The following is a 23,359-nucleotide window of genomic DNA, read 5'->3' as shown; positions in this document are numbered from 1 at the left end:
GGTACGCGAAGGGTCACAGTAAAACGCGGCGCATTGTACACCGCCGGCCCTCTGCCGCCAGACACCTCCCAAGGCATGGGACGCATCTGACCCTGCCCAGGAAGCGGATACAAGCCGACCCATTCCTCGGGAAACGCCCTTTGAGGGGCCTGCTGGAAGCTTTTTCTTACATTCCCAGGGATGTGTGTTTGAAGTCGAATCGCTCGCCGGGTTTCGTCAACATTTCTTTACAAGGCGTAACGCATATTTTCCATGTAGGAATTTTCTGTCATCCGTCTGGAAATTGACGGTAGGAAGCTAGCTAATGAATAAACCCCACAGCCAGTTGTTTTTCATGAGCAAAAAATCTCGCCATAAATGGAATAAAAAGTTCATCTAAAAAAATAAAAATTATTTTTTGCATTCCAAAAAACCCTCGACTAGGTTTTCACCGACTTGCCAAGGCATCGTGCCGACAAGTTCTGCGGTGCCGTTGCCGGCCTGTTTTCACTCGCCGAATCGAGCCGCTGATTTCCGTAAAAGTCATCTAGGAGATTCACTATGCAAGCACTGGACAAAGACTTGGAAACCGAACTGCAGCTGGACGAATGGTTTGAAGCGCCAACCCATGAAGCCGCTGTTGAAATGATGCAAGCCGACGCGGTCGTTCCGTTCGGCACGGCGATGTGGCCTCTGTAGGCACAGCCCGGCGGAGGCGGTCCGGCCGGTCGACTCCGCCACTATTTTCCGGTTGTCAGGGAAGTTAAATGAACTTGTCAGGGAAGCATAAGCATGGACACACAACGAGCCATCTCACATTTCCTTTACTACCTCGAACACCATCCCGCCCTGGCCGGCATCCAGCCGGCCAAGGTATTGCTCGGTCATACCGCTGACTACGAAACGCTGACCGGCGCCATCGCCGAACAGGCGGGCAGCGGCTCGCCTTTCCGGTTCAGCGCCATGCGCCTGGACCTGGAGTCCACGGAGCGCCTGTCCAAGGCCATTGCCGACAGCGATCTGTACATTTTCTTCTACGATTCATCCACCCTGCCCAACCCTCGCCCGGACGGCCCGGACTTCGTTCGCGCGCTACAAGGCGTGATGGCGGACAACTGGAGGAAATCGCTGCTGTTCAAGGACTACGGCGATTATTTCTACGACACTTTCAGCGTGATTCCCCAGCGTATCGCCGGGCTCAACAGTCACCTGATCCGACGCATGTCCCAGGCGACGACGTTGAGTTTCCAGGATGACCACGGTTCGTATTTCGACACAGCGCTGGGCGGCGTGAAGAAATGGACTGACATCAACGGTCTGGGCAACTACGACCTCGCGCCCGGTGAAATCGCCACCCACAGCGACACGATCAACGGCCAGGTCAAATTCGTCGGCACGTTCCTGAGCACCATCCCGTTCGCACGCAAATATGGCGTGCTGCAATCGCCGCTGGAGCTGTGGATCGAAGATTCCACCATCCAGAAAATCGCCACCGACGTACCGGGCCTGGAGCACGACTTCAACAAATACCTGGACGCCAACCCGTCCAACCGCCGCATCGAGGAACTGGGGATTGGCACCAACGAAGGGGTCAAGAGCCTGTACGCCCGCAATGCCGGTTTCGAGGAGCGCCATTGCGGCCTGCACTTGGGGCTGGGCGGCGGGGCCAAGGGCAGCCATCACCTGGACCTGATTTTCGAGGGGGGCGTGTTGGCCCTGGATAATGAGCCGATGTTTGATGGACGGTTTGTGCTTTAGGTTGGAATTTGCTTAAGGCTGATGCCGCCATCGCGAGCAAGCTCGCTCCCACAGTGGGTCTTCAGCGAATAGACGATCTGTGGTCGGCGCCGCCCCAGTGTGGGAGCGAGCTTGCTCGCGATGCGGACTCATCTGCGCCGCCTCACTAAAGCCAGGCAAAAAAAAAACGCCAACTCAACGGTTGGCGTTTTTTCTTGCAGCTTGCAGCTAGAAACTCACAACGGCCTCACTCCGGCTTGCGACGCCCAAACCCCGGACGCTGTCCCGAACCTGCCGGTGCGCCGCGGCGTTTACCCGATGGCGTGTCGCGGTCGACCAGGACGATGCCCGGACGCTTCTTCGCGGCTGGCTTGGCCGGACGCTTGGTGTCGGCCGGGCGATCGGCAACTGGCGTACCGCGGCCAGCCGGAGCACCGCGCCCTTCACCACGTTCAGTCCGCCCGTTGGCCGGACGCGGCGCGCGTGGACCACGCTCGCCGTCCTGACGCGGGGCAGGCTTGCGGGCCGGGCGTTCGCCTTCGATCTGCGGCTCGCGCGAAGGACGCGGACCGGTCGGGGCGCCTTCGGCAGCCGGACGCAGCGTACGCACGCGCTCGGTCTTGCCCATCGGGCGCGAGGATTTACGCTGCATCCGCTCCAGCTTGTCCTTGCTCTTGGCGGTCATCTGCGGCATCGCCACAGGTTGGAGGCCCACTTCGGCGGCCAGGATGTCGACTTCGTACTGGCTCATTTCGCGCCAGCGACCCATCGGCAGGTCGGAGTTGAGGAACACCGGGCCGAAACGCACGCGCTTCAGGCGGCTGACCACCAACCCCTGGGATTCCCACAAACGCCGCACTTCACGGTTGCGGCCTTCCATCACCACGCAGTGATACCAGTGGTTAAAGCCTTCACCGCCGGGCGCCTGCTTGATGTCGGTGAAACGCGCCGGGCCGTCTTCCAGTACAACGCCGGCCTTGAGGCGCTCGATCATCTCGTCATCGACTTCGCCACGCACACGCACGGCGTATTCGCGGTCCATCTCGTAGGACGGGTGCATCAAACGGTTGGCCAGTTCACCGTCGGTGGTGAACATCAGCAAACCGGTGGTGTTGATGTCCAGGCGACCGATGTTGATCCAGCGACCTTCCTTGGGACGCGGCATCTTGTCGAACACGGTCGGACGGCCTTCCGGGTCGTCACGGGTGCAGATCTCGCCGTCGGGTTTGTTGTACATGATCACGCGGCGCACCGTTTCAGCGGCCTCTTCGCGCTTGATCACCTTGCCATCGATGGTGATGGCGTCGTGCATGTCGACACGCAGGCCCAAGGTGGCATCTTTGCCATTGACCTTGATCCGGCCCTGGGTGATCCAGGCTTCCACGTCGCGGCGCGAGCCGACGCCGATACGGGCGAGGACTTTTTGCAGCTTCTCGCCTGCTGGGCCGATTTCCTGGCTGTCGTTCTGGTCTAGGTCTTTCATTCTGGGCACCTCCCGGTGTGGTCGGGTCAGGCACGTGGCCTGACACTTTGAAAACGGTTCTTCGGCGAAGGGATCGCCAAAGGGTCGCGAATCATACGCCTGTTGAGGCGGTTGCGCATCAGAGACTAGCTGATCGACGCAAGCTCAGCGGTTTTTCCGCCGACCGGTGAGGCCTATGACCGCCGCAGATCCATTGTGGGAGCGAGCTTGCTCGCGATGGCGTCCTTCCGTTCAATATTTCTGTCAGCTGACACACCGCTATCGCGAGCAAGCTCGCTCCCACAGGGATCGAGGAGTGTCAGCGATATTTCACTGAGTCAGTCATCGAGCTGGCGCCGTTCATTCTCGATCGCCTCGGCCAGGGCGCGGGCTTCGGCTTCTTCGTCGCTCAGTTCGGGCTCCGACGGCTGGAGGGCGGCGACAGCGGCTAGCAGTTTTTCCCGCGCTTGGGCGACGCCGAGGATATCTTCTTCCGGTTCGGGCTCTGGCTCCACCTCGCTGTCGGGCTCCGGCACTTCATCCGACTCACCTTCAAGACCAGGACCTTCACGCAGCAAGTCATCGAAATCGGTCTTCAAGCCCTCCTCCATGGTGTCCAGCTCCAACAACAACGTGTGGAAACTGGTTTCTTCCTTGGGCTCCTCCTGCTCGGCACTGGCGTCGGCCAGTTCCTGCAGGCCCTGGGGCACCGGGGCGTCGTCGAACTCCAGCATCGGCTCGGGCTCAAGCTCGCGCAGTTCGGCCAGCGGTGGCAGGTCGTCCAGGTTCTTCAGGTTGAAGTGATCGAGAAAGGCCTTGGTGGTGGCGAACATCGCCGGTTTGCCCGGCACATCGCGATAGCCAACGACGCGGATCCACTCGCGCTCCAGCAGCGTCTTGACGATATGGCTGTTGACCGCCACGCCGCGCACATCTTCGATCTCGCCGCGGGTGATCGGTTGGCGGTAGGCAATCAACGCCATGGTTTCGAGCATGGCGCGGGAGTAACGCTGCGGCCGCTCCTCCCACAGGCGCCCGACCCAGGGCGCGAACTTCTCACGGATCTGCAGGCGATAACCGGATGCCACTTCCTTGAGTTCGAAAGCCCGCCCCTCGCAGGATTTGCCCAACAGCGTCAGGGCTTTCTTGAATACGACCGGCTCAGGTCGCTCACCTTCTTCGAAGAGCTCGAACAGGCGCTCCATCGATTGCGGCTTTCCCGAGGCCAACAGGAAAGCTTCAAGCAAGGGGGCCAGCTCGCGGGGTTCAGTCAGATTCATTGATTTGCTCGTTATTCGGCTCGTGCCCGCACGTGGATCGCTGCGAACGGCTCATTCTGCACCAGCTCGACCAAGGATTCCTTGACCAATTCCAGGACCGCCATAAACGTCACGACGACCCCCAAGCGCCCTTCCTCGGCGGTGAACAGCTCGACGAACGGCACGAAACCACCGCCCTTGAGCCGCTCCAGCACATCGCTCATGCGCTCGCGGGTGGACAGCGCTTCACGGCTGACCTGGTGACTTTCAAACATATCGCCCCGGCGCAGGACCTCAGCCATGGACATCAGCAACTCTTCCAGGCTCACGTCCGGCAGCAACTTGCGCGCCCGCGCCTCGGGGGCATCGAGCTTGGGCACCACCACATCGCGCCCGACCCGGTTCAAACCATCGAGGCCTTCGGCTGCGACCTTGAAGCGCTCGTATTCCTGCAAGCGACGGATCAGCTCAGCGCGCGGGTCGTCTTCTTCCGCTTCGACTTCCGCCGAGCGCGGCAACAGCATTCGCGACTTGATCTCGGCGAGCATGGCCGCCATCACCAGGTACTCGGCCGCCAGTTCCAGGCGCACCGACTGCATCAACTCGACGTAGCCCATGTACTGGCGGGTGATTTCCGCCACGGGGATGTCGAGGATGTTGATGTTCTGTTTGCGGATCAGGTACAGCAGCAGGTCCAGCGGGCCCTCGAAGGCTTCGAGGAACACTTCCAGTGCATCCGGCGGAATGTACAGGTCCAGGGGCATTTCCATGACCGCCTGGCCATAGACCATGGCGAACGGCAGCTCCTGCTGCGCGCCGGCCTGGCTGTCTGTACGGTCCACAGCAGTTTCCACGGCGGACATTCAGGCCTCGACCATGAACGGCGTCGGATCGCCACAGCCGACGCGCACCACCTGGGGCTCGCCATCGGCCAGGTTGATCACCGTGGACGCCGACATGCCGCCGAAACCGCCGTCGATGATCAGGTCCACCTGATGTTCGAGGATCTGGCGCATCTCGTAGGGATCGGTCAACGGCTCGGTCTCGCCGGGCATGATCAGCGTCACGCTCATCAGCGGCTCACCCAGTTCCGCCAGCAGCGCCAGGGCAATGGGATGGCTCGGCACCCGCAGGCCGATGGTGCGTTTTTTCGGGTGCAGCAACAGCCGCGGGACTTCCCGCGTGGCATTGAGAATAAAGGTGTACGGCCCCGGCAAATGCGCCTTGAGCAGGCGGAAGGTGCCGGTGTCGATCTTGGCGAACAGGCCCAACTGCGACAGGTCGCTGCAGATGAGCGCGAAATTGTGCTTGTCGTCCAATTGACGCAGGCGTCTTACCCGCTCCACGGCATTCTTGTCACCGATCTGGCAACCGATGGCGTAGGACGAATCGGTGGGATAGACCACCACGCCACCGCCACGAATGATTTCCACGGCCTGTTTGATCAGGCGCGCTTGCGGGTTTTCCGGATGAATCTGGAAAAATTGACTCACGTGTTCTACCTGTTCAGACGGCGGCGGTAACGGGATCATGTTTGAATCTACACCATAGTGGTGGCAGATCTTCCGGCAACGGGCGGTATTCGCCAATCTCGGACCAGCCCCCAGGGCCATGGAAATCACTGCCGGCGGTGACCAGCAGGCCGAACTCACGGGCCAGGATCGCCAGGCTGCCAACCTGCTCGGCAGGCTGATGGCCGTTGACCACCTCAATGGCATGGCCCCCTGCTTGAATATAGTCGGCGACCAGGCGGCGGCGCTTGCTGCGAGTGAAATCATAGTGCCATGGATGTGCCAGGCTGACCCAGGCGCCAGCGGCCCGCAGGGTCTCGACGGTCTCTTCCAACGTCGGCCAGTGCTGCTTGACGTCCCCCAGTTTGCCGGCCCCCAGCCATTTGCGGAACGCTTCAGCGCGGTCCTTGACGAACCCTTCGCGCACCATCCAGTCGGCAAAGTGTGGCCGGGCCGGTGCATTGCCGCTGTCGCCCAGTTCCTGCTGGATCTGCCGGGCGCCGTCCAGCGCACCGGGCATGCCCTTGAGGGCCAGCTTGCGGCTGATCTCTTCGGAACGCAGCCAGCGCCCGTCGTGCAATTGGGCGATGGCCTGGACCAACGCCGGTGCATTCACATCGAAACCGTAGCCCAGCACATGGATGGTCGCCCCGCCCCAGGTACAGGACAACTCGACCCCATTGACCAACTGCATGCCCAGCGCCGTGGCGGCGCTGCGGGCCTCGTCGAGGCCTTCGAGGGTGTCGTGATCGGTCAGGGCCAGGACTCGCACGCCGTGCTCGAACGCCCGCGCCACCAGAACCGCAGGCGCCAGGGCGCCATCGGAGGCCGTGCTATGGCAGTGCAAATCAACATTCACGAGAGTTTGTTACCTCAAATCAGCTGGCCCTATCGCGGCCAAGGATGTTTGTTATTATGCCGCCACATCCTGCTTCTGGCTGCCACTGTGAAACAATTCATCGACTTCATCCCGCTCCTGCTGTTTTTCATCGTCTACAAACTTGATCCCCGGGCCGTCGAATTCGCCGGTCACTCCTTGACTGTAGGCGGTATTTACAGCGCCACCGCGGTGCTGATCGTCAGTTCCCTGGTGGTCTACGGTGCCTTGTTCGTATCCCAGCGCAAACTGGAGAAGAGCCAGTGGCTGACGCTGGTCGCCTGCCTTGTCTTCGGCAGCCTGACCCTGGCCTTCCACAGCGAAACCTTCCTCAAGTGGAAGGCCCCGGTGGTCAACTGGCTGTTCGCCCTGGCCTTTATCGGCAGCCACTTCGTCGGTGACCGCCTGCTGATCAAGCGCATCATGGGCCATGCCCTGAGCCTGCCGGACCAGATCTGGACCCGCCTAAATATCGCCTGGATCGCGTTCTTCCTGTTCTGCGGCGCCGCCAACCTGTTCGTTGCGTTCACGTTCCAGGCGTACTGGGTCGACTTCAAGGTCTTCGGTAGCCTGGGCATGACGCTGCTGTTCCTGATTGGCCAGGGTATCTACCTGTCCCGTCATCTGCATGATGCCGACCCCACCACGCCAAAAACCGAGGACTGACATGCTCTACGCAATCATTGCTACCGACGTCGCCAACTCCCTGGAAAAACGCCAGGCCGCTCGTCCCGCACACCTGGAACGCCTGCAAAAACTCCAGAACGAAGGCCGCGTAGTGCTGGCCGGCCCGCATCCGGCGGTGGACAGCAATGACCCGGGCGCCGCAGGTTTCAGCGGCAGCCTGATGGTGGTCGAATTCGACTCCCTGGCTGCGGCACAAGCCTGGGCCGAGGCCGACCCGTTCGTTGCGGCCGGCGTCTATGCCAATGTCGTGGTCAAGCCATTCAAGCAGGTCATGCCGTAAATGCCCCTGGCGCGATGAGCCTTCGCGGCTCATTGCGTTCAATTGCTCATTGTTCTCGTTTGCCTGCCGACAACCTGTCTAATCTCGATTGGAATTCAGGAGTTGCAATGCGCAAAGGTCCGTTGTGCCTGTTATGGATCACGTTGGCGATCGGGGCACCCGCCCATGGCGAGGAGAGCACCGAGGGCAGTCATTCGACGCCTTTGTCCCTGAGTGCTGGCGGCCAGATCGCCGAACTGCAGCAACGCTTGAAAGACAGCGAACGCCAGCGCGAAGAACTGAGCAAGCAATTGCAAAGCGCCGACAACGAACGCGAGAGCGCATTGCTGGCCCGCTTGCGCCAGGAGAACCAGCGCCTGAAGCTGCAGCTCAAGGAAGCCCAGGCCAGCCCCCTGCCACGCCTGTTGACCGATCAACAGCAATGGTTTGTCATCGGTGCCGGGGTAGCGCTATTGGCCCTGCTCTGCGGTATCTTTGCCAGCGGTGGACGTAGACAACGTCGGCAATGGCTAAATTGAGTGAGTCATGAGCGAGCTGTTACTGATAGACGATGACCAGGAGCTGTGCGAGCTCCTCGTCAGTTGGTTGAGCCAGGAAGGTTTCCAGGTCCGGGCCTGTCACGATGGCCAGAGTGCCCGCAAGGCCCTGGCCGAAACCGCCCCGGCAGCCGTGGTATTGGACGTGATGCTGCCCGACGGCAGTGGCCTGGAACTGCTCAAGCAATTGCGCAGCGATCACCCGGAGCTGCCGGTGCTGATGCTGTCGGCCCGGGGTGAACCGCTGGACCGCATCCTCGGTCTGGAACTGGGCGCCGATGATTACCTGGCCAAGCCTTGCGATCCACGCGAACTGACCGCCCGCCTGCGCGCCGTGCTACGCCGCAGCCACCCGACTGCGGTGTCCAGCCAGATCGAACTGGGTGACCTGACCTTCAGCCCGGTGCGTGGCGTGGTCAGCATCGATGAACAGGAACAAACCCTCACCGTTTCCGAAAGCCGCCTGCTCGAAGCGTTGCTCAAGCAACCGGGCGAGCCGCTGGACAAGCAGGAACTGGCGCAGATCGCCCTGGGCCGCAAGCTGACCCTGTACGACCGCAGCCTCGATATGCACGTGAGCAACCTGCGCAAGAAAATCGGCCCCCACCCCGACGGCCGTCCGCGCATCGTGGCCCTGCGTAGCCGTGGGTATTACTACAGCCTCTGAACACGACACCGATTACGTGTGGCAAGGGGATGGGCTGTGGGAGCAAGGCTTGCTCGCGATGCAAGCGCCTCGGTTCCTCAGGTACCGCGCTATATTCATCGCGGGCAAGCCTTGCTCCCACAGGATTTGATGTTCGACCCTGCAGTTTTGTCAGGTCTGCACCAGACCGTCTTTACCCAAGCTTTACCCACCCCTGACCGCCGCTGACCTTGATCTCCGTAATCTGCACACATCCGGAACTGACCGGGAATGAGACAAGGAGACACACCATGCGCAAGACCCTTATCGCTCTGATGTTCGCCGCAGCCCTGCCTACTGTCGCCATGGCCATGCCCGAAGGCGCCGGCCCGATGGGCCCAATGGACGGCCCCCGCCACGGCGGCCAGATGCACGACAAAGGTCCTTACAGCCAACTGGACCTGAGCCGCGAACAGCGCCAGCAGATTCGCCGGATCATGGGCGAGCAGCGCCACGAACAACGCGAACTGGTAGACAAGTACCTGGCCAAGCTGTCGCCAGCCGACCAGAAAGCCATGCAGGACGAAATGCAAGCCCGGCATGAGAAGATCGATGCCCAGATCCGCGGACTGTTGAAGCCTGAACAGCAGAAAGAGTTCGACGCGATCCAGAAGAAACAGGCCGAGCGTCGCGCCGAGTGGGCTGAGTTCAAGGCCTGGAAAGCGCAACAGCCGCAAAAAGCGCAATAATGCACTGAAGCCCCCCAGCCCAACGGCCAGTCGCCGTTGGGCTTTCTTTGTTTTCGAGGATTGACCGTGCGTTCATTGTTCTGGCGCATCCTGGCCAGTTTCTGGCTGGCCATCGCCCTGGTTGCAGGACTCTCGATTCTGCTGGGTCACATGCTGAACCAGGATGCCTGGATTCTCAGTCGTCACCCAGGGCTCAATACCCTGCCCGAAGAGTGGACGCAAACCTACGAAAGCCAGGGTGAGGACGCCGCGCAGGAGATCCTGCAACAGCGCAAGCGCCAGTACCACATTGATGTCCAGGTGCTCAACGAAAGCGGCGACCCGGTGGTGCGCGGCACCTTCCCACGACGCGCCGCGGCGTTCGAGGCCCGGCAGAACAACGACGACCGGCGCCTGCCCTGGCGGCGACTGACCGACGAATTCACCAGCGCCAAGACCGGTGACACGTATTTGTTCATCTACCGCATCCCCCACCCCGAACTGGACGCCTGGCACCGCGACAGCCTGCTCTGGCCCCTCAGTGCCCTGGGGATCGCGCTGGTGGTGCTGACCTTGTTCAGCCTGTTGGTGACGCTGTCCATCACCCGCCCGCTGAGTCGCCTGCGCGGTGCGGTGCATGACCTGGGCCAGGCCGCCTACCAGCAGAACAGCCTCGCCAAGCTGGCCAACCGGCGGGACGAGTTCGGCGTACTGGCCACTGACTTCAACCGCATGGGCGCGCGCCTGCAAAGCTTGATCGCCAGCCAAAGGCAACTGTTGCGCGACGTGTCCCACGAACTGCGCTCGCCACTGGCCCGGCTGCGCATTGCCTTGGCCTTGGCTGAGCGGGCCAGCCCCGAGGAGCGTGAAAGACTCTGGCCGCGCCTGACCCGCGAATGCGATCGCCTGGAAGCGCTGATCAGCGAAATCCTGGTGTTGGCCCGGGTCGATGCCGACAACGCCGGCGCCGAAGAGGTGGAACTCAACGGCTTGCTGGTCACCCTGCAAAAAGATGCGCAACTGGCCTCACCGGAACAAAGCGTGCAGCTCGAAACCGAGGCGGACCTGACCCTCAAGGGCTGGCCGACCATGATTGAGCGAGCGGTGGACAACCTGCTGCGCAACGCCCAACGCTTCAATCCGGCCGGGCAATCGATCGAGATGCGCGCGATGCGCCAGGGTGAACGGATTCTGGTCAGCGTGCGCGACCACGGGCCAGGGGTGGAGACCGAACACCTGGGACAGTTGGGCGAGCCGTTCTACCGCGCGCCCGGCCAGACCGCCGCCGGTCATGGCCTGGGCCTGGCCATCGCGCGCCGTGCCGCCGAACGCCACGGGGGCACGCTGGTGCTGGGCAATCATCCTGGCGGTGGCTTCATCGCGACGCTGGAGTTGCCGTTGGTACCGGGGGCTGTCGTCCAGCCATAACCCCTCAGATGAAAAGCCAGTCACCACTGTGGGAGCAAAGCTTGCTCGCGAAACAGGCGCCTCAACTTCTGATAGACCGCATCGCCTTCATCGCGGGCAAGCCTTGCTCCCACATAGCGGTATAACTTCCCTCGTCATGGCGGATCCTTGAGTGAGCAGGACTTTCCTCTCTCACATCAAAGCGGCTCTGCGACCAACCAAACGATAATTCCTCTTATTCAAACTGCCCCGCCCTGTTAGACTTTGCGCCCGCGTTTTCACTCATCTTCCAGGATGCCCGATGCCGTCGTTGCCTCTTCGTTTATGTGCGCTGTTCATGGCCCTGGGCCTGAGCGCCTGCGATGATGCCCCGCGTTTTACCCAGGCCGAACCGGGTGAAGCCCGTTCCGGTGGCGCCGCGACGGTACGCAAGACGGATCAGAACGCCTTTTCCCTGCCCTCGGCCAACCTGCCGCCCTCGCGGCGTGTGGATTTCAGCGTCGGCAACAGTTTCTTTCGCAGCCCCTGGGTGATCGCGCCCTCGACCACCACCGCCCGCGACGGCCTCGGGCCCTTGTTCAACACCAACGCCTGCCAGAACTGCCACATCAAGGACGGTCGCGGCCACCCGCCCGCGCCGGACGCGGCCACCGCAGTATCGATGCTGGTGCGCCTGTCGATCCCCGACGCGCCGCCTTACGCCAAGGTCATCGAACAATTGGGCGTCGTGCCGGAACCGGTTTACGGCGGGCAGTTGCAGGACATGTCCGTGCCCGGCGTCGCCCCCGAAGGCAAGGTGCGAGTCGACTACACACCGGTCCCGGTGCGTTTCACGGACGGCACCGTCGTGGACCTGCGCAAGCCGAACCTGCAGATCACCCAACTGGCCTACGGACCGATGCACCCGGACACGCGTTTTTCCGCCCGCATCGCCCCGCCGATGATCGGCCTGGGACTGCTCGAGGCCATCCCCGACGAAGCTATCCTGGATAACGCCAAGACCCAGGCCCGGGAGAAAAACGGCATCGCCGGGCGTCCCAACCAGGTCTGGGACGATGCCCAGCAAAAAACCGTCCTGGGACGGTTCGGGTGGAAGGCCGGGCAGCCCAATCTCAACCAACAGAACGTCCACGCCTTCTCCGGGGACATGGGCCTGACCACCAGCCTGCGGCCTTTCGACGATTGCACCGAGACGCAAGTCGACTGCCAGCGCGCGCCCAGCGGCAACGGCCCGGACGGCGAGCCGGAAGTCAGCGACAATATTCTGCGACTGGTGCTGTTCTATAGCCGCAACCTGGCCGTACCGGCGCGTCGCGAGGTGAATTCACCCCAGGTGCTGGCGGGCAAGAGCCTGTTCTTCCAGGCCGGTTGCCAGTCTTGCCACACACCGAAATACACCACCTCGGCCAAGGCTGCCGAACCGGAGCTGGCAAACCAGGTCATCCGCCCTTATACCGACCTGCTGTTGCACGACATGGGCGAAGGCCTGGCGGACAACCGCAGCGAATTCAAGGCCAGCGGCCGTGACTGGCGAACCCCGCCACTGTGGGGTATCGGCCTGACCGAAACCGTTAACGGCCACACTCAGTTCCTGCATGACGGTCGCGCCCGCAACCTGCTCGAAGCCGTGCTGTGGCATGGCGGCGAAGCACAAGCGGCGCAGCGCCAGGTTTTATCGTTCAATGCCGAGCAGCGCACTGCGCTGCTGGCCTTCCTGAATTCCCTTTAAACGCCTTTTCCAGAAGTGGGAGCACGACATGTTCCGTCCCAAGCTGTTGTTCACCAGCCTTGCCGCCATCGCCCTTGGTGCCTGCTCGCCCCAGGATCCGCAAGCCGTTACCTCGGCCGCCATCGCCAAGCAAGTGATCCTGCCGACCTACAGCCGCTGGGTCGATGCCGACCGGCAACTGGCGACCAGCGCCCTGGCGTTCTGCCAAGGCAAGGAAAACCTGGAAACTGCCCGTGCCGATTTCCTCAAGGCGCAAAAAGCCTGGGCCGAGCTGCAACCGCTGCTGATCGGGCCGCTGGCCGAGGGCAACCGCGCCTGGCAGGTGCAGTTCTGGCCGGACAAGAAAAACCTGGTGGGCCGCCAGGTCGAGCAATTGGTCAACAGCGAGCCACAGATCGACGCCGCCGGCCTGGCCAAGTCCAGCGTCGTGGTCCAGGGCCTCTCGGCCTATGAATACCTGCTGTTCGACGCCAAGATCGACATGGCCGATAGCGCGCAAAAAGCCAAGTACTGCCCGCTGCTCACCGCCATCGGCGAACGCCAGAAACAACTGGCCGAGGAGATCCTGTCGCGCTGGAACACCAACGACGGCATGCTCGCCCAGATGAGCAAGTTCCCCAACCAGCGCTACGCCGACTCCCACGAGGCCATCGCCGATCTGCTGCGTGTGCAGGTCACTGCCTTGGACACGCTGAAGAAAAAACTCGGCACGCCGATGGGCCGCCAGAGCAAAGGCGTACCCCAACCGTTCCAGGCCGATGCCTGGCGCAGCCAGTCGTCGCTGCAAGGTCTGGAGGCCAGCCTGAGCGCGGCCAGGACCGTCTGGGCAGGCGTGGACAACAAGGGCCTGCGTGGCCTGTTGCCAAGCGACCAGAAGCCACTGGCCGACAAGATCGATGCCGCCTACGATGCCTCCTTGAAGTTGTTCGCCAGCAGCCAGCGTTCGCTGACCGAAATGCTCAACGATGATGCCGGGCGCCAGCAACTCAACGATTTGTATGACAGCCTCAACGTCGTCCATCGCCTGCACGAAGGCGAACTGGCCAAGGCGCTGGGCATTCAACTGGGCTTCAATGCCAACGACGGTGACTGATCATGTTTCGACGTCAGGTCCTGGCACTGGGCAGCTTGCTGCTCGGCGCCGTTACCTTGGGCGGCTGGACGCTGTTCAAGCAAAAGGACAAGAGTCCGCTACTACTTTCGGCACGGGACGATGGCGACGGCAAGCACTACGCCGTCGGCTATCGACTGGACGGCACCCGGGTGTTCGCCACCCAGGTCGGCCAGCGTTGCCATGACATCATCAATCATCCGACACAACCGATTGCGCTGTTCGTCGCCCGTCGTCCAGGTACCGAAAGCTACCTGATCGACCTGCGCGACGGGACGCTGCTGCAAACCATCACCTCGTTGCCGAACCGGCATTTCTATGGCCACGCGGTGATCCACAAAAGCGGCGAATGGCTGTATGCCACCGAGAACGACACCACCGACCCGGGACGCGGCCTGTTGGGCGTGTACCGTTTCGAAGGCGAGCGGCTGGTGCACAGCGGCGAGATGTCCACCCATGGCATCGGTCCGCACCAGGTGTCATGGATGCCCGATGGCGAAACGCTGGTGGTCGCCAATGGCGGCATTCGCACCGAGGCCGAAAGCCGGGTCGAAATGAACCTCGACGCCATGGAACCGAGCCTGGTGCTGATGCAACGCGACGGCACCCTGCTGAGCAAGGAAACCCTCGCCCAGTCGATGAACAGCGTGCGCCACCTGGGCATTGCCAGCGACGGCACCATCGTCTCCGGCCAGCAGTTCATGGGCGCTGCCCACGAATCGTCGGAACTGCTGGCGATCAAGCGGCCGGGCCAACCGTTCCAGGCGTTCCCGGTGCCTGAAGAGCAATTGCAGGCCATGGGGCACTACACTGCCAGCGTCGCCGTGCACAGCGACCTGCGCCTGGTGGCCCTGACCGCCCCTCGTGGCAATCGCTTCTTCATCTGGGACCTGGACAGTGGCGAAGTACGCCTGGATGCGCCACTGCCGGACTGTGCCGGCGTGGGCGCAGTGGCCGACGGTTTTGTCGTGACGTCGGGCCAAGGGCGTTGCCGCTATTACGATTGCAGGCAGACACAACTGGTTGCAAAACCACTGGATCTGCCGGCGGGGCTCTGGGACAACCATTTGCATCTGGCCTGAGCCAGGGAGCGAAGCCCATCGGCGCCGAGCTCCCTGATTTTTCGGAAAAATCCCACGCACCACCCGCCTGCCAGCATCTGGAATACCCCGCACACTCAGAGTAATGTGCCCGCCTATCTGTATTTTCTCTCAGCTCTTTTCCAAGGAAGTGGAACATGCTGCGTCGCCGCATGCTGATCATGTTGGGTGTTGTCCTGCTGGTGGTGCTGTTGCTCGCCGGCTACAAGGCCTTCTCCGTCTACCAGCAGATCCAGATGTTTTCTGCACCCAAACCGCCGGTCAGCGTGGCCGTGGCCACGGCCGCCCAGCAACCCTGGCAAGCTCGCCTGCCCACCGTTGGCAGCCTCAAGGCGCTGCAAGGCGTGGACCTGAGCCTGGAAATCGCCGGGACCGTGCAGAAGGTGCAATTCCAGTCCGGGCAGAAGGTCAAGGCCGGCCAACCGCTCCTGCAACTGGACAGTGAAGTCGAAAGCGCCCTGCTGGAAACCGCCGAGGCCGACCTTGGCCTGGCGCAACTGGATTTCGGTCGCGGCCGACAACTGGTGGGCAGCCAGGCGATCTCCAAGGGCGAATTCGACCGGCTCTCGGCACAACTGAAGAAGAACCAGGCCACGGTCAACCAGCTCAAGGCTTCGCTGGCCAAAAAACAGATTCTGGCCCCGTTCAGCGGCACCATCGGCATTCGCCAGGTGGACGTTGGCGACTACCTGGCCAGCGGCACGGTGATCGCCACCCTGCAGGACCTCAGCAGTCTTTACGTGGACTTCTACGTCCCTGAGCAAACCGTGCCCAGGCTCGCCGTTGCCCAGTCGGTCAACGTCAGTGTCTCGGCCTATCCCGAGCAGACCTTCGTCGGCACCATCAGCGCGATCAACCCCAAGGTCGAGGACAGCACCCGCAACGTGCTGGTGCGTGCCACCTTGGCCAACCCCAACGGCAAGTTGCTGCCCGGCATGTTCGCCAACCTGCAGGTGATCCTGCCGGACGTGGCCGCCGGAATCGTCGTGCCGGAAAGCGCCGTGACCTACACCCTCTACGGCAACTCCATGTACGTGGTGAGCCAAAAGAAAGCCGCCGACGGCACTGTCGAGAAGGACGACAAGGGCCAGCCGGTCCTGATCGCCGAACGGCGTTTCGTTGAAACCGGCGAGCGACGCGACGGGAAAGTACTGGTTTCCAAAGGCGTGCAGAGCGGCGAACAAGTCGTGATCGCCGGCCAGATCAAACTCGACAACGGTACGCCGATCGCCATCAGCGACGACAAGACCCTGACCGAACAGAACAGCCCGCCGCGCGCGGACTGATCAAGGAACCCTCATGGCTTTTACCGATCCATTCATTCGCCGTCCGGTGCTCGCCACCGTGGTCAGCCTGTTGATCGTGCTGCTGGGTTTCCAGGCCTGGAGCAAGTTGCCCCTGCGCCAGTATCCACAAATGGAAAACGCCCTGATCACGGTGACCACCGCCTACCCCGGGGCCAACGCCGAGACCATCCAGGGCTACATCACCCAGCCGATGCAGCAGAGCCTGGCCAGTGCCGAGGGCATCGACTACATGACCTCGGTCAGCCGCCAGAATTTCTCGGTGATCTCGGTCTATGCCCGCATCGGTTCCAACAGCGATCGGCTCTTTACCGAACTGCTGGCCAAGGCCAACGAGGTCAAGAACCAACTGCCCCAGGACGCCGAGGACCCCGTCCTGAGCCGCGAGGCCGCCGATGCCTCGGCACTGATGTACATCAGTTTCTTCAGCAAGGAACTGAACAACCCGCAGATCACCGACTACCTGTCCCGGGTGATCCAGCCCAAACTGGCGACCCTGCCAGGCATGGCTGAGGCGGAGATCCTCGGCAACCAGGTCTTTGCCATGCGCCTGTGGCTGGACCCGGTCAAGCTCGCCGGTTTCGGCCTGACTGCCGCCGACGTGACCAATGCCGTGCGCCAGCACAACTTCCTCTCCGCGGCCGGTGAATTGAAAGGCGAGTATGTCGTCACCAGCATCAACGCCAATACCGAGCTCAAGTCCGCCGAGGCCTTTGGCGCGATCCCGCTCAAGACCGACGGCGACAGCCGTGTGTTGCTGCGGGACGTGGCCCGCGTGGAAATGGGCGCCGAGAACTACGACACCATCAGCTCCTTTGGTGGCACGCCCTCGGTGTACATCGGGATCAAGGCCACGCCCGGTGCGAACCCGCTGGATGTGATCAAGGAAGTACGCAAGATCATGCCGGACATGGAGGCCCAGCTTCCGACCAACCTCAAGGCCGAAATTGCCTACGACGCCACCCTGTTCATCCAGGCCTCCATCGACGAAGTGGTGAAAACCCTGTTCGAGGCGGTACTGATCGTCATCGTCGTGGTGTTCCTGTTCCTCGGTGCCCTGCGTTCGGTACTCATCCCGGTGGTGACCATCCCACTGTCGATGATCGGCGTGATGTTCTTCATGCAGTTGATGGGCTACTCGATGAACCTCCTCACACTGCTGGCCATGGTGCTCGCCATCGGTCTGGTGGTGGACGACGCCATCGTGGTGGTGGAGAACATTCACCGGCACATCGAGCAAGGCAAGACCCCATTCGACGCCGCAATAGAAGGTGCCCGGGAAATCGCCATGCCGGTGGTCTCGATGACCATCACCCTGGCAGCGGTGTATGCACCGATCGGCCTGCTCCAGGGCCTGACGGGCGCTTTGTTCAAGGAGTTTGCATTGACCCTGGCCGGGGCGGTGGTGATCTCCGGGATCGTCGCCCTGACCCTGTCACCGATGATGTGCGCCATGCTCCTGCGCCACGACGAAAACCCCTCGGGGCTGGCCCACCGGCTGGACATGGTTTTCGAACGTTTGAAGAGCCGTTACCAGCGCATGCTTCACGGCACGCTCAACACCCGGCCGGTGGTACTGGTGTTCGCGGTGATCGTCCTGCTGCTGATCCCGGTGCTGATCATGTTCACCAAGTCCGAACTGGCCCCCGACGAAGACCAGGGCATCATCTTCATGATGGCCAACGCCCCGCAGACAACCAACCTCGACTACCTGAACAGCTATACCGATCACTTCATTACCATCTTCAAGGAGTTTCCGGAGTACTACTCCTCGTTCCAGATCAACGGCTACAACGGCGTACAATCGGGCATCGGCGGTTTTCTGCTCAAGCCCTGGAACGAACGCAGCCGCACCCAGATGGAAATCCTGCCAGAGGTCCAGGCCAAGCTGGAAAGCGTGCCTGGCTTGCAGATCTTCGGCTTCAACCTGCCCTCGCTGCCGGGTACCGGCGAAGGCTTGCCGTTCGCGTTCGTCATCAACTCGCCAAAGGAGTACGCGACGCTGCTGGAGATTGCCGATCGGGTCAAAAAGCGCGCATTGGAATCCGGCAAGTTCGCCTTCATGGACATTGACCTGGCGTTCGACAAGCCAGAAGTCGTGGTGGATATCGATCGCGCCAAGGCCGCCCAGATGGGCGTTTCCATGCAAGATCTGGGCGGTACCCTGGCGACGCTGTTGGGCGAATCAGAGATCAACCGCTTCACCCTCGAGGGACGCAGCTACAAAGTCATTGCCCAGGTCGAACGCCCCTTCCGGGATAACCCGGACTGGTTGAACAACTACTACGTGAAAAATGCCAAGGGTGAATCGCTGCCGCTATCGACCCTGATCAAGGTCAGCGACCGGGCGCGACCACGGCAACTCAACCAGTTCCAGCAGCTCAATGCGGTGACCATCTCGGGCTTTCCCGTCGTGAGCATGGGTGAGGCGATCGAGACCGTCCGGCAGATCGCCCGGGAGGAAGCCCCGGTGGGGTTCGCCTTCGATTACGCTGGGGCTTCGCGCCAATTTGTACAGGAAGGCAGTGCGTTGTGGGTGACCTTTGCCCTCGCCCTGGCAATCATCTTCCTGGTGTTGGCCGCGCAGTTCGAAAGTTTCCGGGACCCGTTGGTGATCCTGGTGACGGTGCCGCTGTCGATTTGCGGCGCCTTGATTCCGCTGTTCCTCGGCTGGTCGAGCATGAACATCTACACCCAGGTGGGCCTGGTGACCCTGATTGGCCTGATCAGCAAGCACGGGATCCTGATTGTCGAATTCGCCAACCAACTGCGCAGGGAACAGAACCTGACGCCGCGGGAAGCCGTGGAGCAAGCCGCGTCGATTCGTCTGCGGCCGGTACTGATGACCACTGCTGCGATGGTGTTCGGCATGGTGCCGCTCATCTTCGCCACAGGCGCCGGGGCGGTGAGCCGCTTCGACATCGGCACGGTGATCGCCACGGGCATGTCGATTGGCACCTTGTTCACGTTGTTCGTGTTGCCTTGCGTCTACACGCTGCTGGCCAAGCCGGACAAGGCCTGACGCAGACACCTGTGGCGAGGAATACTGTGGGAGCAAGGCTCGCCCGCGATGAAGGCGGTGCGGTCCTCCAGGAATCGGAGCGGCCGTTTCGCGAGCAAGCTTTACTCCCACAATCCAACGGGGATAAATCCCCTTGCCACACTGGTTTTCCTGTCGTAAAAAAATAAAGGCCTCGCACAAGCGAGGCCTTTATTTTGGCTTCATGTCTCTCAACTTTGCGGCCTCATCCCCTGGGACAAGCTGAACATGAACAGAAGCAGATCATTGTCCGGCTGGATCGCCTCGCTGACCTTCGCCACACGCGGCAAAGGACAATGCGCATCAGCATTGGAAGCACTGAGGATCTGCGAGCGTGGCTGTTCCCAAACAGCCACCGCCATCGATGCAACTGCCAGGGCTCCAACTAAAAACAAACCTCTAGCAATTTCTAGTTTCATCGCTATAAACCTTTGATAGCGCTGCCAAACGCCGCTTCGTAAAAGTAGACGAGTTTTTTCCAGTCAGCGTCGCTAAACGACGAGTGGCGCCGTAGCTGCTTCATATCATGGGAGGCCGCTCGCCGCGCGGTCAGGCGTCGACGACATTTCTCCAGATCCAGCAGCGCCACCTCAGGCTTGGCCGCCTCGCCCTCCCCGGTCACACGCACGAAGACATGCTTGATGTAGATGCAGCTATGTTGCCAGCGGCCCCTGTGCATACGGGCCAGGTTTTCGGCCAACTCCCGGAGGATCTGGTCATGCACCGCTTCGCCATGACGCTCGCGGCCGCCACCGGCATACCAGTGTTCAATCTCTTCGAAACCTTCGAGCGCACGGGTCACCAGCAGCGCTCGCCACTGATGGTCGGGGTCCGGCAGGGCACCACAAAACACCAGCTCGGGTACTCGAACATTGAGTCGGGGCAATGCCAGGAGCGCGTCCTGCTCACGCAGCACCGTAGGGCGACCGAACGGGTGCAGCCAACTGCGATAGATGTGCCCGGTCTGGCGCTTGGCATATAACAATTCGCCATCCTTGCTGGTGATCCGCTGTACGCCGCTTTCACCGCCGCGTCGTACGTTGGGCTCCTCCACCCACTCCCCCTGCAAGCTCCAGAAATAATCGAAGCTGTCGCGGGGGGTTCCTGATGCCTCTGCTACCTGCACAACCATGCTTTTACCTCTTGCGTAATACATAAACTCGCCACATGGCATAGAGCGGTAGAAAATCCAGTCGTTCCTGAATGCGGAACCCGGCCTGGCGAAATTCCTCTTCTACTGTAGCAACCGGTAACACAAATCGATTCTGGTAGCCTTTCTGCCCACGGGTGCGTTCCTGGCGCTTGCGTTTCCAAGCCTTGAAATTGCCGTCGACCCACAAGGAAACAATCACGCTGTCGCGGCTGACACGCGCGAATTCCTTCAGAATTGCCAGGCGATGCGCGGGATCACCAATGTGGTGCAGCAAGCGCATGCAAAAAATGCTATCGACGGCGCTATCAGGCAAGGCGATGTCGAACGCAGATGTGTGCAAGGGTTGTACCCGTTTCACCACATCGGCCGGTTGAGCTTCCAAGGCAGTTTTGAGCATGGCCTCGGAATTGTCAGCGCCGATGATCACCCGGTTCGGTTTTTCGGCCAGCAAGGACCAGAAGCGCCCGGCACCGCAGGGCAGGTCCAACACCAGGCCTGGATCGCCGACAAGCCCCAACGCTCGGCGGGCCAGCTGTTGATCTCGCTGGTTGGACAGGCGACGGCTCAAGCCGTTGCGATGCTTATTGAAGTATTTGCGAGCGTGCTGCTCGTCATATTTCTCGGAAAAATCCAGCTTGATGGGTTTGGACATTGAGGGGGGCTCCATTGCAAATCGACCCCACCTTATGAATAGAGATGTCATCTCTTTGTGAAAACAACGTCATGTAGAGGCCAGCAATGGTTACAAGATTTGTCCAGGCAAGCTCATCCCGTCGGACTCAACGCCACCTCGAAACGGCAACCGTTGGGCTTCATGGTGCTGAGGCTCACGGTCCAGCCCTGGTTTTCGCAGATCCGCTGGACCAGTGACAGCCCCAGTCCCAACCCCTCGCCACGCTGCTCGTTACCTCGCACGAATGGCTCGAACATCGCCTCGCGCTTCTCTTCGGGAATACCCACACCGCTGTCTTCGACCACGAACCCGGTAGCGCTCAACGAAAGACGGATAAACCCCTGGTCGGTGTAGTGCAGGGCGTTGCGCAGCAGGTTCCCCATCACGGCGGTCAGGAACGTGGCGTTATACAGCGTCTCGAGGGTCTGCCCCGGGTCGAAGATCAGCGTCAGCCCCTTGGACTCGATGGGCGCGCGCCATACCCCAAGGAGGTTCTCGGCCACTTGCGCAAGGGTCGACCGAGGTGACATGCCATTGTCTTCGCGCTGGGCCCTGGCGAGCATCAGGAAGGTCTGCACCAGTTCGCGCATTTCCTCACTGGCGCGGTTGATGCGTTCGACCTGGGTGCGGCCGCGCTGATCCAGCGCCGGGTTTTCCAACAGCAGTTCGCAGGACGTGGCCAGCACCATCAAAGGCGTGCGCAATTCGTGACTCACATCGCTGGTAAACAACCGCTCGCGGGTCAGGGCCTGGCGCAGCCGCCCCAAGGTCGCGTCGAACGCCACGGCCAGTTCACCCACTTCATCGGCGGCATAATCCGGAGCCAGCGGCGGAGCAAGACCCAGGAGCTGATCACGATGACGTACCTGCCTGGCCAGGCGAACCACCGGCGCCATCACCCGACGTGCCAGGACCCAGCCCAAAAATACCGCCAGCGCCAGGCTGAGCACAAACCCCACCAGCACCACGGCGAACAGCACTCGCTCGCGCTCCTCGAAGTCGCTCTGATCTTGCAGCAACACGTAGTGCCGACCGTCAACGATCTCGACCATGGCGTGATACGACAACTGCTCGCGAAACACCTCGTGGAAACCACGCTCCAGATGGCGCAGGTCCTTGGGCAGCTCGAAATCACCTGGGCCGCCACTGAAATAAAACAATTGGTCGGGTTCCGGCCGATGGTTCCAGTCCGAGACACTGTCCATCAATAGCAAGCGTTGCAGATCGCCACCAAGCCCGGCGGAAATCAGTTTCTCTTCGACCAGATGGACCGTCGCCACGATCCCCATGGCGAACGCCCCTGCCACCAACGCGCTCATCAGCGCAAAGGCAATGATGATCCGCTGGGCAAGGCTTTGCTTAAACTCCATCGCGGCCCTCGGCCAAGCGATAACCGACGCCATGCACGGTGTGCAGCAAGGGTTTTTCGAACGGTTTGTCGATCACCTGGCGCAATTGATGGACGTGGCTGCGCAGGCTGTCGCTGTCCGGGCAATCATCGCCCCAGAGGGCTTCCTCGAGGATTTCCCGACGCAACACGTGGGGGCTTTTCTGCATCAGTACCGCCAGCAGCTTCAGGCCAACGGGGTTGAGCTTGAGCAGCTTGCCTTCGCGGGTCACTTCCAGAGTGTCCAGGTCGTAGCTCAGGTCGCCCACCTGCAACGCCCGCCGGCCACCACCCTGGGCCCGGCGCATGACCGCTTCGATCCGTGCCGCCAGTTCCGACAAGGCAAAAGGCTTGATCAGGTAATCGTCGGCCCCGGACTTGAAGCCCTGCAAACGATCATCCAACTGATCCCGCGCGGTGAGCATGATCACCGGTGTGTCGCGCCGAGCGTCTTCGCGCAGGCGTTTGCACAAGGTATAGCCGTCGATGCCCGGCAACATGATGTCGAGCACGATCAGGTCGTAGTGTTCGGTCGCGGCCAGGTGCAACCCCGACAAACCGTCCTGGGCACAATCGACGGTGTAGCCCTTGAGCCCCAGGTAATCGGCCAGGTTGGCGAGTATGTCGCGGTTGTCTTCAACCAGTAGAATTCGCATGGACACCTCCTGCGTATACGGTTAACGGCCATCTTGGCCCGCGCAGCTTACGGCCAATGCCGATTCAGGGCTAGGGCTGGCTGCTGCGCAAATCGACGCCTGCCCCCCACCAGCTCTT

23 protein-coding genes are annotated in these 23,359 nt (G+C 61.5%); 13 read left to right on the top strand and 10 right to left on the bottom strand.

From position 1 onward, the window contains the following. Positions 1-540: 540 nt before the first annotated feature. Together KI237_RS06710 and KI237_RS06705 are read left to right on the top strand one after the other, a co-directional pair. Positions 541-678 carry a hypothetical protein gene (locus KI237_RS06710; RefSeq protein WP_003178782.1) on the top strand — a complete coding sequence of 46 codons (138 nt, stop codon included), beginning with the start codon at positions 541-543 and terminating at the stop codon, positions 676-678. A 93-nt stretch (positions 679-771) separates the two neighbouring features. Then, complete coding sequence (locus KI237_RS06705; RefSeq protein WP_212799295.1) at positions 772-1,737, top strand: M29 family metallopeptidase; 966 nt, start codon at positions 772-774, stop codon at positions 1,735-1,737. Positions 1,738-1,963: 226 nt separating this feature from the next. Here the strand turns inward: KI237_RS06705 and rluB are convergent, their stop codons facing one another. From rluB to KI237_RS06680, 5 genes are all read right to left on the bottom strand, one after another. Further along, a complete protein-coding gene (gene rluB / locus KI237_RS06700) occupies positions 1,964-3,199 on the bottom strand; it encodes a 23S rRNA pseudouridine(2605) synthase RluB (protein WP_212799294.1) in 1,236 nt (411 codons plus the stop codon). Positions 3,200-3,516: 317 nt separating this feature from the next. Continuing rightward, complete coding sequence (gene scpB / locus KI237_RS06695) at positions 3,517-4,458, bottom strand: SMC-Scp complex subunit ScpB (protein ID WP_212799293.1); 942 nt, start codon at positions 4,456-4,458, stop codon at positions 3,517-3,519. Positions 4,459-4,469: 11 nt separating this feature from the next. Further along, on the bottom strand, positions 4,470-5,300 hold the full coding sequence (locus KI237_RS06690; RefSeq protein ID WP_003204868.1) for a segregation and condensation protein A: 831 nt from the start codon (positions 5,298-5,300) through the stop codon (positions 4,470-4,472). Then, positions 5,301-5,930: an L-threonylcarbamoyladenylate synthase gene (locus tag KI237_RS06685; RefSeq protein ID WP_053124883.1), complete on the bottom strand. Its 630-nt coding sequence runs from the start codon at positions 5,928-5,930 to the stop codon at positions 5,301-5,303. 13 nt (positions 5,931-5,943) lie between these two features. After that, on the bottom strand, positions 5,944-6,807 hold the full coding sequence (locus KI237_RS06680) for a PHP domain-containing protein (protein ID WP_212799292.1): 864 nt from the start codon (positions 6,805-6,807) through the stop codon (positions 5,944-5,946). 87 nt (positions 6,808-6,894) lie between these two features. Here KI237_RS06680 and KI237_RS06675 point away from each other — a divergent pair, with 87 nt between their 5' ends. From KI237_RS06675 to KI237_RS06625, 11 genes are all read left to right on the top strand, one after another. Then, on the top strand, positions 6,895-7,491 hold the full coding sequence (locus KI237_RS06675; protein WP_212799291.1) for a septation protein A: 597 nt from the start codon (positions 6,895-6,897) through the stop codon (positions 7,489-7,491). 1 nt (position 7,492) lies between these two features. Then, positions 7,493-7,792: a YciI family protein gene (locus KI237_RS06670; RefSeq protein WP_212799290.1), complete on the top strand. Its 300-nt coding sequence runs from the start codon at positions 7,493-7,495 to the stop codon at positions 7,790-7,792. A gap of 107 nt (positions 7,793-7,899) precedes the next feature. Beyond that, complete coding sequence (locus KI237_RS06665) at positions 7,900-8,310, top strand: SH3 domain-containing protein (RefSeq protein ID WP_212799289.1); 411 nt, start codon at positions 7,900-7,902, stop codon at positions 8,308-8,310. Between the two features lie 7 nt (positions 8,311-8,317). Continuing rightward, a complete protein-coding gene (locus KI237_RS06660; RefSeq protein WP_003204879.1) occupies positions 8,318-8,995 on the top strand; it encodes a response regulator transcription factor in 678 nt (225 codons plus the stop codon). Between the two features lie 269 nt (positions 8,996-9,264). Next, positions 9,265-9,702 (top strand): Spy/CpxP family protein refolding chaperone, encoded by a 438-nt coding sequence (locus KI237_RS06655; protein WP_212799288.1) that lies wholly within the window; start codon positions 9,265-9,267, stop codon positions 9,700-9,702. A gap of 66 nt (positions 9,703-9,768) precedes the next feature. After that, entirely contained in the window at positions 9,769-11,109 is a 1,341-nt protein-coding gene (locus KI237_RS06650; protein ID WP_212799287.1) for a sensor histidine kinase, read from the top strand. A gap of 280 nt (positions 11,110-11,389) precedes the next feature. Next, entirely contained in the window at positions 11,390-12,817 is a 1,428-nt protein-coding gene (locus KI237_RS06645; protein WP_212799286.1) for a di-heme oxidoreductase family protein, read from the top strand. Between the two features lie 28 nt (positions 12,818-12,845). Continuing rightward, a complete protein-coding gene (locus KI237_RS06640) occupies positions 12,846-13,910 on the top strand; it encodes an imelysin family protein (RefSeq protein WP_003204891.1) in 1,065 nt (354 codons plus the stop codon). A gap of 2 nt (positions 13,911-13,912) precedes the next feature. Further along, positions 13,913-15,010 (top strand): DUF1513 domain-containing protein, encoded by a 1,098-nt coding sequence (locus tag KI237_RS06635; protein WP_212799285.1) that lies wholly within the window; start codon positions 13,913-13,915, stop codon positions 15,008-15,010. 155 nt (positions 15,011-15,165) lie between these two features. Beyond that, a complete protein-coding gene (locus KI237_RS06630) occupies positions 15,166-16,314 on the top strand; it encodes an efflux RND transporter periplasmic adaptor subunit (protein WP_212799284.1) in 1,149 nt (382 codons plus the stop codon). A gap of 13 nt (positions 16,315-16,327) precedes the next feature. Further along, the gene (locus KI237_RS06625; protein ID WP_212799283.1) at positions 16,328-19,354 is read left to right on the top strand and encodes a multidrug efflux RND transporter permease subunit; all 3,027 of its coding nucleotides are present in this window, start codon (positions 16,328-16,330) and stop codon (positions 19,352-19,354) included. A gap of 209 nt (positions 19,355-19,563) precedes the next feature. Here KI237_RS06625 and KI237_RS06620 read toward each other — a convergent pair whose 3' ends face one another. From KI237_RS06620 to colR, 5 genes are all read right to left on the bottom strand, one after another. Beyond that, complete coding sequence (locus KI237_RS06620) at positions 19,564-19,791, bottom strand: hypothetical protein (RefSeq protein WP_212799282.1); 228 nt, start codon at positions 19,789-19,791, stop codon at positions 19,564-19,566. Positions 19,792-19,793: 2 nt separating this feature from the next. Continuing rightward, entirely contained in the window at positions 19,794-20,504 is a 711-nt protein-coding gene (locus KI237_RS06615; protein WP_212799281.1) for a lipopolysaccharide kinase InaA family protein, read from the bottom strand. A 4-nt stretch (positions 20,505-20,508) separates the two neighbouring features. Beyond that, positions 20,509-21,177 carry a class I SAM-dependent methyltransferase gene (locus KI237_RS06610; RefSeq protein WP_212799280.1) on the bottom strand — a complete coding sequence of 223 codons (669 nt, stop codon included), beginning with the start codon at positions 21,175-21,177 and terminating at the stop codon, positions 20,509-20,511. Positions 21,178-21,290: 113 nt separating this feature from the next. After that, complete coding sequence (locus KI237_RS06605; protein WP_212799279.1) at positions 21,291-22,568, bottom strand: sensor histidine kinase; 1,278 nt, start codon at positions 22,566-22,568, stop codon at positions 21,291-21,293. Continuing rightward, positions 22,558-23,241: a two-component system response regulator ColR gene (gene colR, locus KI237_RS06600; RefSeq protein WP_024779529.1), complete on the bottom strand. Its 684-nt coding sequence runs from the start codon at positions 23,239-23,241 to the stop codon at positions 22,558-22,560. The genes KI237_RS06605 and colR overlap by 11 nt, the downstream gene beginning before the upstream one ends. Positions 23,242-23,359 lie beyond the last annotated feature (118 nt).

It is taken from the genome of Pseudomonas sp. St316 (assembly GCF_018325905.1).
GTDB lineage: Bacteria > Pseudomonadota > Gammaproteobacteria > Pseudomonadales > Pseudomonadaceae > Aquipseudomonas.
The sequence above is the reverse complement of the archived record's forward strand: the minus strand, read 5'-3'. Positions and strand labels throughout refer to the sequence as shown.

Excerpts from the sequence above, each read along its gene's own strand:
- KI237_RS06710 (WP_003178782.1), top strand. The coding sequence starts at position 541 with ATGCAAGCACTGGACAAAGACTTGGAAACCGAACTGCAGCTGGACGAA.
- KI237_RS06705 (WP_212799295.1), top strand. The coding sequence starts at position 772 with ATGGACACACAACGAGCCATCTCACATTTCCTTTACTACCTCGAACAC.
- rluB (WP_212799294.1), bottom strand. The coding sequence starts at position 3,199 with ATGAAAGACCTAGACCAGAACGACAGCCAGGAAATCGGCCCAGCAGGC.
- scpB (WP_212799293.1), bottom strand. The coding sequence starts at position 4,458 with ATGAATCTGACTGAACCCCGCGAGCTGGCCCCCTTGCTTGAAGCTTTC.
- KI237_RS06690 (WP_003204868.1), bottom strand. The coding sequence starts at position 5,300 with ATGTCCGCCGTGGAAACTGCTGTGGACCGTACAGACAGCCAGGCCGGC.
- KI237_RS06670 (WP_212799290.1), top strand. The coding sequence starts at position 7,493 with ATGCTCTACGCAATCATTGCTACCGACGTCGCCAACTCCCTGGAAAAA.
- KI237_RS06665 (WP_212799289.1), top strand. The coding sequence starts at position 7,900 with ATGCGCAAAGGTCCGTTGTGCCTGTTATGGATCACGTTGGCGATCGGG.
- KI237_RS06660 (WP_003204879.1), top strand. The coding sequence starts at position 8,318 with ATGAGCGAGCTGTTACTGATAGACGATGACCAGGAGCTGTGCGAGCTC.
- KI237_RS06655 (WP_212799288.1), top strand. The coding sequence starts at position 9,265 with ATGCGCAAGACCCTTATCGCTCTGATGTTCGCCGCAGCCCTGCCTACT.
- KI237_RS06645 (WP_212799286.1), top strand. The coding sequence starts at position 11,390 with ATGCCGTCGTTGCCTCTTCGTTTATGTGCGCTGTTCATGGCCCTGGGC.
- KI237_RS06640 (WP_003204891.1), top strand. The coding sequence starts at position 12,846 with ATGTTCCGTCCCAAGCTGTTGTTCACCAGCCTTGCCGCCATCGCCCTT.
- KI237_RS06635 (WP_212799285.1), top strand. The coding sequence starts at position 13,913 with ATGTTTCGACGTCAGGTCCTGGCACTGGGCAGCTTGCTGCTCGGCGCC.
- KI237_RS06630 (WP_212799284.1), top strand. The coding sequence starts at position 15,166 with ATGCTGCGTCGCCGCATGCTGATCATGTTGGGTGTTGTCCTGCTGGTG.
- KI237_RS06625 (WP_212799283.1), top strand. The coding sequence starts at position 16,328 with ATGGCTTTTACCGATCCATTCATTCGCCGTCCGGTGCTCGCCACCGTG.
- KI237_RS06620 (WP_212799282.1), bottom strand. The coding sequence starts at position 19,791 with ATGAAACTAGAAATTGCTAGAGGTTTGTTTTTAGTTGGAGCCCTGGCA.
- KI237_RS06615 (WP_212799281.1), bottom strand. The coding sequence starts at position 20,504 with ATGGTTGTGCAGGTAGCAGAGGCATCAGGAACCCCCCGCGACAGCTTC.
- KI237_RS06610 (WP_212799280.1), bottom strand. The coding sequence starts at position 21,177 with ATGTCCAAACCCATCAAGCTGGATTTTTCCGAGAAATATGACGAGCAG.
- KI237_RS06605 (WP_212799279.1), bottom strand. The coding sequence starts at position 22,568 with ATGGAGTTTAAGCAAAGCCTTGCCCAGCGGATCATCATTGCCTTTGCG.
- colR (WP_024779529.1), bottom strand. The coding sequence starts at position 23,241 with ATGCGAATTCTACTGGTTGAAGACAACCGCGACATACTCGCCAACCTG.